9 protein-coding genes and 1 pseudogene are annotated in these 8994 nt (G+C 62.8%); 9 read left to right on the forward strand and 1 reads right to left on the reverse strand.

The genetic code is table 11. The features are described from left to right. From bamA to AVHM3334_RS10795, 8 genes are read left to right on the forward strand one after another with little or no spacing between them, the layout of a single operon-like run. Positions 1 to 2298, forward strand: coding sequence for an outer membrane protein assembly factor BamA (bamA, locus tag AVHM3334_RS10760; protein WP_284412139.1), 2298 nt, complete (start codon positions 1 to 3; stop codon positions 2296 to 2298). After that, positions 2298 to 2825 carry an OmpH/Skp family outer membrane protein gene (locus AVHM3334_RS10765; protein ID WP_284412141.1) on the forward strand — a complete coding sequence of 176 codons (528 nt, stop codon included), beginning with the start codon at positions 2298 to 2300 and terminating at the stop codon, positions 2823 to 2825. The genes bamA and AVHM3334_RS10765 overlap by 1 nt, the downstream gene beginning before the upstream one ends. A 27-nt stretch (positions 2826 to 2852) precedes the next feature. Beyond that, positions 2853 to 3833, forward strand: coding sequence for a UDP-3-O-(3-hydroxymyristoyl)glucosamine N-acyltransferase (gene lpxD / locus AVHM3334_RS10770; protein ID WP_284412143.1), 981 nt, complete (start codon positions 2853 to 2855; stop codon positions 3831 to 3833). A gap of 13 nt (positions 3834 to 3846) precedes the next feature. Continuing rightward, positions 3847 to 4287 (forward strand): 3-hydroxyacyl-ACP dehydratase FabZ, encoded by a 441-nt coding sequence (gene fabZ, locus AVHM3334_RS10775; RefSeq protein WP_092744676.1) that lies wholly within the window; start codon positions 3847 to 3849, stop codon positions 4285 to 4287. Positions 4288 to 4308: 21 nt separating this feature from the next. Continuing rightward, positions 4309 to 5100 carry an acyl-ACP--UDP-N-acetylglucosamine O-acyltransferase gene (gene lpxA / locus AVHM3334_RS10780; RefSeq protein WP_284412145.1) on the forward strand — a complete coding sequence of 264 codons (792 nt, stop codon included), beginning with the start codon at positions 4309 to 4311 and terminating at the stop codon, positions 5098 to 5100. A 5-nt stretch (positions 5101 to 5105) separates the two neighbouring features. After that, positions 5106 to 6275 (forward strand): lipid-A-disaccharide synthase, encoded by a 1170-nt coding sequence (lpxB, locus tag AVHM3334_RS10785; protein ID WP_284412147.1) that lies wholly within the window; start codon positions 5106 to 5108, stop codon positions 6273 to 6275. After that, complete coding sequence (rnhB, locus tag AVHM3334_RS10790; RefSeq protein ID WP_284412149.1) at positions 6247 to 6969, forward strand: ribonuclease HII; 723 nt, start codon at positions 6247 to 6249, stop codon at positions 6967 to 6969. Before lpxB ends, rnhB begins: the two co-directional genes overlap by 29 nt. Continuing rightward, the gene (locus AVHM3334_RS10795; RefSeq protein ID WP_284412151.1) at positions 6966 to 7757 is read left to right on the forward strand and encodes a TrmH family RNA methyltransferase; all 792 of its coding nucleotides are present in this window, start codon (positions 6966 to 6968) and stop codon (positions 7755 to 7757) included. Before rnhB ends, AVHM3334_RS10795 begins: the two co-directional genes overlap by 4 nt. Positions 7758 to 7933: 176 nt before the next feature. On the opposite strand, the gene AVHM3334_RS10800 is transcribed toward AVHM3334_RS10795, so the two are convergent. Further along, positions 7934 to 8419, reverse strand: a complete 486-nt coding sequence (locus tag AVHM3334_RS10800; RefSeq protein WP_092744680.1) for a hemerythrin domain-containing protein — start codon at positions 8417 to 8419, stop codon at positions 7934 to 7936. A 293-nt stretch (positions 8420 to 8712) separates the two neighbouring features. Between AVHM3334_RS10800 and AVHM3334_RS10805 the strand changes: the two are divergent. Further along, positions 8713 to 8994, forward strand: a pseudogene (locus AVHM3334_RS10805) (transposase); the annotation flags it as partial.

Here is an 8994-nt window from a genome sequence, read left to right on the forward strand (position 1 = left end):
ATGAAAAAACAATTCAATCGCTTGGGCGTGCGCAAGGCCTGTGCCGTGGCCGCCATGGTTTTTGCTGCCAATGCGGCATGGGCCTTGGAGCCGTTCAAGGTGCAGGATATCCGGGTGGAAGGATTGCAGCGTGTCGAGCCAGGCACCATCTTCGCATCGATGCCGCTGCGTGTGGGTGACGATTACAACGACGAAAAGGGTGCCGCTGCGATCCGCGCACTGTTTGCGCTCGGCCTGTTCAAGGACGTTCGGCTGGAAGCCAGCGGCAACGTGCTGGTGGTGGTCGTGGAAGAGCGCCCCACCATTGCCGACGTGGATTTCGCCGGTGCCCGCGAATTCGACAAAGACACGCTCAAGAAGGCCATGCGTGACGTCGGCTTGACCGAAGGCCGGCCTTTCGACAAGGCACTGGCCGATCGCGCGGAGCAAGAACTCAAGCGCCAGTACATCAACAAGAGCCTCTACGGCGCCGAGGTCGTGACCACGGTCACCCCTATCGAGCGCAACCGCGTGAACCTCACGTTCACGGTGACCGAAGGCGAACCGGCGCGCATCAAGGAAATCCACTTGGTGGGCAACAAGGCCTTCAGCGAATCGACCCTGAAAGGGCTGTTCGATCAGGACACGGGCGGCTGGCTCAGCTGGTACACCAAGTCGGACCGGTACTCGCGCACCAAGCTGAATGCCGACCTGGAAACCCTGCGCTCGTACTACCTGGCGCGTGGCTACCTCGAGTTCCGCATCGACTCCACGCAAGTGGCCATTTCTCCGGACAAGCAGGACATCACGATCACCGTCAACGTGACCGAAGGCCAGCGTTATGTGGTGTCGGGCGTCAAGATCGAAGGCAACTACCTCGACCGCGACGACGAGTTCAAGTCGCTGATCACCATCCAGCCCGGCGAGCCATACAACGCCGACAAGGTCGCTGAAACCACCAAGGCATTCACCGATTATTTCGGTAACTTCGGCTTTGCCTTTGCGCGTGTAGAAGCTGTCCCCGAGGTGGACCGCGAGAACAACCGCGTGGCTTTGGTGCTGCGTGCCGAACCCGCCCGGCGGGCCTATGTGCGACGCATCAACGTGAGCGGCAACAATCGCACGCGCGATGAAGTCATCCGCCGCGAATTCCGCCAGTACGAGGCGTCCTGGTACGACGGCGACAAGATCAAGTTGTCCCGCGACCGCGTGGACCGCCTGGGCTTCTTCACCGAAGTCAACGTGGAAACGCAGGAAGTGCCGGGTTCTGCCGATCAGGTGGATCTGGTGGTGAACGTGGCAGAAAAGCCCACGGGTTCGCTGCAGCTGGGCGCGGGTTTTTCGAGTGCGGAAAAGGTCTCGCTGTCCTTCAGCATCAAGCAGGAAAACGTCTTCGGCTCGGGCAACTACCTCGGGGTGGATGTCAACACCAGCAAGTATCGCCGGACGCTGGTCTTCAGCACGACGAACCCGTACTTCACGCGGGACGGTATTTCGCGCACGCTCGATCTGTACTACCGCACCGACAAGCCGTACGAAGACCAGGGCGGCAACTACGAGTTGATCACTGCCGGCACCAGCGTGCGGTTCGGTATTCCCTTCAGCGAAACCGACACCGTGTTCTTCGGTGGTGGCCTGGAACAGACCCGCATCAAGCTGGGTACCAACATTCCCGCGGCGTATCTGTCCTATGCCACGACCTATGGGTCCAGCAGCACGGCGATCCCGCTCACGATCGGTTGGTCGCGCGATGACCGCGACAGCGCCCTGGCGCCCAATTCGGGCCGCTATCAGCGCCTGAATACCGAATGGTCGGTGGCTGGCGATGCGCGCTATGTCCGGGGCAGTTACCAATTCCAGCAGTACGTGCCGCTGAACAAGAAGTTCACCATGGCCTTCAACAGCGAGTTAGGCTGGGGCAAGGGCATGAACGGTCGGCCATTCCCGGTGTTCAAGAATTACTACTCGGGCGGCCTGGGTTCCGTGCGTGGTTTCGACCAGGGCACGCTGGGTCCGCGCGACGTGACGGGTGCATCTCTGGGTGGACCGAAGAAGGTCACGCTCAATGCCGAGTTGATCGCACCGTTCCCAGGTGCGGGCAACGACCGCACGCTGCGCGTGTTCACTTTCGTGGACGCGGGCAATGTGTATGGCGAAGATGAAAAGGTCACCCTCAGCGACATGCGTGTCTCTGCGGGCCTGGGTTTGAGCTGGATTTCTCCGCTCGGTCCGCTTCGCCTCGCTTTTGCGCAACCGGTGCGCAAGTTCGCCGGCGATAGAATCCAGAAACTGCAATTCCAGATTGGAACGTCTTTCTAATGAAATCTCTCTCCCGCCATATTCCCCTCGTTCTCTTGCTTGGCACGCTCGGTGCAGCTGTGCCCGCACAGGCGCAGGAGTTCAAGGCCGGCTTCGTCAACACCGACCGCATCTTCCGCGAGGCCAGCACCGCCAAGGCAGCGCAGGCCAAGCTGGAGCAGGAGTTCTCCCGCCGCGAGAAAGAACTCGTCGAACAGGGCAACAGCCTCAAGTCCGCGACCGAGAAGTTCGAGCGTGAAGCGCCCACCATGGCAGAAAGCCAGCGTACGACTCGCCAACGGCAACTGGTCGACCAGGACCGTGACTTCCAGCGCAAGCGCCGCGAGTTCCAGGAAGACCTGGGTGCCCGCAAGAACGAAGAGCTGGGTCAGGTGCTCGAGCGCGCCAACAAGGTCGTCAAGCAAGTGGCCGAGGCTGAAAAGTACGACGTGATCTTGCAAGAAGCCGTCTACATCAATCCCAAGCACGACATCACCGACAAGGTGATCAAGGCACTGAATGCCGCTGCTGCCACGCCTGCCAAGTAATGGCCGCTGGCTGATGGGGCGCGTGGCGTGAGCCTGTCTTTGGGACAGATCGTCGATGCGCTGGGCGGCATGCTGGAGGGGGGCGAAAGGAATGCGGAGATTCTCCGCATTGCACCCCTCGAGTCTGCAGGTCCGGGTGACCTGGCTTTTTTAAGCCATCCGCGCTACCAGCAGCAACTGGCCGCCTCCCGGGCGGCCTGTGTCATTGTGGCGCCTTCGATGCGCGAAGCCGGCTTGGCCCGCGGCGCATGCATCGTCGCGGACGAGCCCTACGTGTACTTCGCCCGGGCCACGCAACTGTGGAAGCGATCGCATTCCGGTGCAGTGCCGCAAGGCGTGCATCCCAGCGCGGTGGTCGATCCCGATGCCACCATTCATCCAACGGCCTTCATCGGCCCGCTGTGCGTGGTCGAGCGGGGCGCGCAGGTGGGGGCGGGTACCGTGCTCAAGTCACGGGTCACCGTGGGTGAGCACTGTCGCATCGGCGACCGCTGCATCGTGCACGCCGGCGTGGTGATCGGGGCCGACGGCTTCGGCTTCGCGCCGCAAAACGGCGAGTGGGTGAAGATCGAGCAGTTGGGTGCCGTGCGCATCGGCAACGATGTCGAGATCGGCGCCAATACCTGCATCGACCGCGGCGCCTTGGAAGACACCGTCATCGAAGATGGCGTGAAACTCGACAATCTCATTCAGATCGGCCACAACGTCCGCATCGGCCGCCACTCCGCGATGGCGGGTTGCGTAGGCGTTGCAGGCAGCGCGACCATCGGAGCCCATTGCACGGTAGGCGGGGGGGGCATCGTGCTGGGACATCTGGAACTTGCCGACCATGTTCACGTTTCTGCGGCGACCGTGGTCACGCGATCGCTGACCCGGCCGGGTCAATACACCGGCATGTTTCCCATCGATGAAAATGCGAAGTGGGAAAAAAACGCGGCCACGCTCAAGCAGCTTCACAGCCTGCGCGAACGGATCAAGGCCCTCGAACAAACTCGAATAGACGGTTAGACCGCATCTTCCAATGATGGACATCCACCAAATTCTCAAGCTCTTGCCGCACCGCTATCCGTTTCTGCTGGTGGACCGCGTGGTCGAACTCGAAAGGGGCAAGCGCATCCAGGCGCTCAAGAACGTCACCATCAACGAGCCTTTCTTCACGGGGCATTTCCCGAGCCGGCCGGTGATGCCGGGCGTGCTCATGCTGGAGGCGCTGGCCCAGGCCGCTGGTCTGCTGTCGTTCGACATGATGGGCGAGGCACCTGGCGACGACAAGGTGTTCTATTTCGTCGGCATCGATGGCGCGCGTTTCAAGCGCCCCGTGGAGCCGGGCGATCAGCTCATTCTGGAAGTGGATCTGGACCGCATCAAGGGCGGCATCTACAAGTTCAAGGGCCTGGCACGCGTCGGCGACAGCGTGGCCTGCGAGGCTGAAATCATGTGCACCATGCGCACCGTGGGCTGACGCCGCGAGGGCAGGGCGCACGTGACCAGCAGCATCCACTCCACAGCCATCGTCGATCCGGCAGCACGGATCGATTCGTCTGCGTCCATCGGCCCTTATGCAGTCATCGGGCCGCATGTTTCGATCGGTGCGCGCACGTCGGTGGGGGCGCATTGCGTCATCGAAGGACGCACCACCATCGGCGAAGACAACCGGATCTTCCAGTTCGCATCCCTGGGCGCTGCGCCACAGGACAAGAAATACGCGGGCGAGCCCACCGAGCTTCGCATCGGCGACCGAAACACCATCCGCGAGTTCTGTACCTTCAACACGGGTACGGCGCAGGACCGTGGCGTGACGTCGATCGGTAACGACAACTGGATCATGGCGTATGTGCACATCGCACATGACTGCGTGGTCGGCCACCAGACGGTACTGGCCAACAATGCCACGCTGGCAGGCCATGTGCACGTGGGCGATTACGCCATCATCGGTGGCTTGACCGGCGTGCACCAGTTCACCAAGGTGGGTGCGCATGTCATGGCCGGATTCGCCAGCCATATTTCTCAGGACGTGCCGCCGTTCATGATGGTGGACGGCAACCCGTTGTCCGTGCGCGGACTGAATCTCGAAGGCCTGCGCCGCCGGGGCTTTTCTCCCGACAGGCTCGCCGCGATCAAGCAGGCGCACCGGCTGCTCTATCGTCAAGGCCTCACGCTGGAGGCCGCTCGGCAGGCCATCGCCGAGCTGCCGGCCATTCATGGCGAGGCGGCGCCAGACATCGCACTGCTGCTGGATTTCATCACCCACTCTTCGCGCGGTATCGCGCGATGACCGTGATGGCGTCTACTTCCGATTCCGCACCCCGCGTCGCGATGGTGGCGGGCGAAACCTCCGGTGACCTGCTGGCCGGGTTGCTGCTCGATGGCCTTCAGGCGCAGTGGCCCGGCATTGCCGGGCACGGCATCGGCGGCGTGCAGATGCAGCGGCCCGGCTTCACGGCGTGGTGGCCGAGCGAGCGCCTGGCGGTGCATGGCTACAGCGTCGAGTTGCTGCGAAAACTTTGGGGCATCGTGCAGATCCGCAAACAGTTGCGCGCTCGCCTGCTGGCAGATCCTCCACAAGTGTTCATCGGCGTCGATGCGCCTGATTTCAACTTGGGGCTCGAAGCGGACCTCCGCGCAGCAGGCATCAAGACCGTGCATTTCGTCTGCCCATCCATCTGGGCGTGGCGTGCCGATCGCATCGAAAAGATCCGGCGCAGCGCCGACCACGTGCTGTGCATTTTTCCGTTCGAGCCCGAGCTCCTGGCGCGCCACGGCATTGCCTCCACATACGTCGGCCATCCACTGGCCAACGTGATCCCGATGCAGCCCGATCGGCAAGCCGCGCGCGCGCGGTTGGGCCTGGCCGACGGCGATGAAGTGTTGGCGATCCTGCCCGGCAGCCGTTCGGCGGAGGTCGAGTACATCGCCACGCCTTTCCTGCGCGCGGCCGCACTGCTGCGGCAGGCGCGGCCTGCTCTGCGGCTGGTGATTCCGGCTGTGCCGGCGCTGCGTACGCGCATTGAGCAGATCGCGCGCGAATGCGGCATTGCCGATGCCGTGCAGATCGTCGATGGCCAGTCGCACACGGTGCTGGCGGCCTGTGACTGCACGCTGATCGCCAGTGGCACGGCAACGCTGGAGGCAGCGTTGTTCAAGCGCCCGATGGTCATCGGCTACCACATGCATCCCATCAGCTGGCGTCTCATGCGGCGCAAGCAACTCCAGCCCTGGGTAGGGCTGCCCAACATTCTCTGCGGCGAGTTCGTCGTGCCCGAACTGATCCAGGACGCTGCGACGCCCGAAGCGCTTGCCGCCGCCGTGGCGCAGTGGCTGGACGCCCGCACACGTTCTCCTGCAACGCTCGCAGCGCTCGAGCAACGCTTCACCGCGCTGCATGAAACCTTGCGCCGCGATACCCCCCGACTGGCTGCCGATGCGATCCAAAAAATCCTTGCCACCTGAACAGGTGACCTTGCCGTGGCATCCCCCGGGCCTCGTGGCCGGTGTGGACGAAGCCGGGCGGGGCCCGCTGGCCGGGCCCGTGGTGGCTGCGGCCGTCATCCTCGACGACCTGAACCCGATCGCTGGATTGGCCGACTCCAAGACCTTGACGACCGCGCGCCGCGAAGCGCTCTATGACGAAATCCGCGCCAAGGCGCTGTGCTGCGCCATCGCCGAAGCCAGTGTCGAGGAGATCGATACCGTCAATATCCTGCAGGCCACGATGCTGGCCATGCAGCGCGCGGTGCAAGGTTTGCGTCTGAAGCCGGCTCGTGTGCTGGTGGATGGCAATCGCCTGCCCGTGCTGGAAATGCCGGCCGATGCCATCGTGAAGGGCGATGCATTGGTGCAGGCCATCTCGGCTGCATCGATCCTCGCCAAGGTGACGCGCGACCGTTGGTGCGCTCAGTTGCATCTGGAGTACCCGCAATATGGCTTTGCCGGCCACAAGGGGTATGGCACGGCCGAGCACATGGCGGCGCTGCAGCAGCATGGTGCGTGTCCGCACCACCGGCGGTCGTTTTCGCCAGTGGCGGCAGCCCTTGTCCGCGAGCAGGGCTTGGCAACGCACGCAGTGCAAATCACCACCGCGGTCCCGGCGGCCGAAGCCGTTGTGCCTCGGGCCCTGGTGCAAGGCGAGTGGCAGTCTGCATGAGTTCAGACAACACCACCTTCGTGCAATCGCGCGACAACGCGTTCGTCAAGGACCTTCGGCGTTTGGCGCAGGACAGCGTGGCCTACCGCAAGCAAGGCCGCGTCTGGCTCGAAGGCGATCACCTTTGTCGCGCTGCGCTGGCCCGCGGCGTTCGGCCAGCCGTTGCGGTATTTACAGAGTCTTTTTGGCCTCAGGCGCAAGAAGAATACCGGCATGCTGCTATCAAAAACATAGTGATCGCAGATGCCTTGTGGTTGGACGTGAGCGGTCTGGAGTCGCCTGCCCGCATGGGCTTCGTGCTGGACATGCCGCCGGGTTCCGCGGTGCTCGTGCCGGGCGAAACCACCGTGGTGCTCGACCGGCTGCAGGACGCCGGCAACGTCGGATCGATCCTTCGCAGCGCTTCGGCATTCGGCTTTGGGCAGGTCGCTGCCATCAAGGGCACTGCGGCGCTGTGGAGCGCAAAGGTATTGCGTGCCGGTATGGGAGCCCATTTCGGATTGCGATTGGTGGAGGGGCTCGACGCCGCAGACATCGATGCGCTTGGCCTTCCGTTGCTCGCCACCAGTTCCCATGAAGGGGAATTTCTCCATGTGGCGGAGTTGCCCTGGCCCTGCGCCTGGGTTCTGGGACACGAAGGGCAGGGCGTATCGCAGGTGCTGCAAGAACGTGCAAGCCAATTGATCCGCATCGCCCAACCGGGCGGTGAGGAATCGCTGAACGTGGGCGCCGCTGCGGCCATCTGCCTGCATGCCAGCGCAGCATCGGCGGCGGTGTCGAAGGGCTGATCGACGCTGTGCGCGGTAGCGAGCGTCAAAGAACGGCGGAGTGCTGTTGACAGGCTGCGATGTTGCTGCGTGAAGGGTAAAAAAATCACAGCGCAGATGGCATGAGAGCCTGCGCTGTGATGTCTGGCATGGGGTGGCCGCGTTTGACCAACAGCCGACCAACGGGCCGGACCCGATCAGGCCATCATTTCTTCGCCGGCCATCAGTTCTTCCTTGCGCGCTTCCAGCGCTTCGCGCATGGCCATCAGGTCGAGCTTGCGGGCAGCGCGGGCCTTCGGAAAAATCTCATTGCGCTCTTCCTTCACATGGTGGTCGATGTATTCGCCCAGCACGGTGACCTTGGCATCGAACATTTCGTCGGCAGCGCTGGCGGCTTCGATTTGCGCAATGAGATCCTTGGCACTTGCGTGCTCGACTTCTGCCTCGGCAATGAGGTCCGTGTCCTTGAGGGCTTCACGCAGCGCGGGGTAGAAAATCTCTTCCTCGATCTGTGCGTGGACCGTCAGTTCTCGGCAGATCTGCCGTGCCAGTTCAAAACGTTGGGTGGCGGCAGCCTTGGAGCGGGACTCCATCAGCGACTCGTATTCCTTGAACATTTTTTTCACGGCGCGGTGGTCCGCGTCAAGCATCGAACAAGCGTCTTGGGGTGCACGGGTGGCCATGGCATTTCCTTATTCATTGAGTGGGGAAATTCATGCTGCACGGGCAGTGGGAGCCTTGCCGTAGGACGCCAAGCCACGGCGATGCGCGTTTTTTTCTGAGTGCGGGGGCCGAGTCAGGACGAGTCATCGAGCCTTCTTGTGGTGCGGATTTGCGTTGAATCGAGGCATCAGAAGTCAGTTTTCAGGATGACGGCAGAAGCATCACTCCAGCAGCGGCTTTGGCCTGAACTGAACCGCCCCGTGAATCCCGGAGGCTCCATTACTCGAGAAGATGGAGCCATGAGCATGGAGCCATGAGCAGAGCAAGCAAGTTCTCCCCGGAGATCCGGGAACGGTCGGTGAAGATGGTCCTGGAGCACGAGGGCGAGTACGACTCGCAATGGGCGGCGATGGTGTCGGTGTAGGCCAAGGTGGGCTGCACAGCCGAGACGCTACGGTGTTGGGTGAGGCAGCACGAGCGGGACGTTGGCAAGCGCGAGGGGATGACGAGCACCGAGAAAGAGCGCATCAAGGCGCTTGAGAGCGAGGTTCGCGAGCTGCGTCAGGTCAACGAGATCCTGCGCAAGGCGTCGGCC

The sequence above is a fragment of the Acidovorax sp. SUPP3334 genome (assembly GCF_030159055.1).
Lineage (GTDB): Bacteria > Pseudomonadota > Gammaproteobacteria > Burkholderiales > Burkholderiaceae_C > Paracidovorax.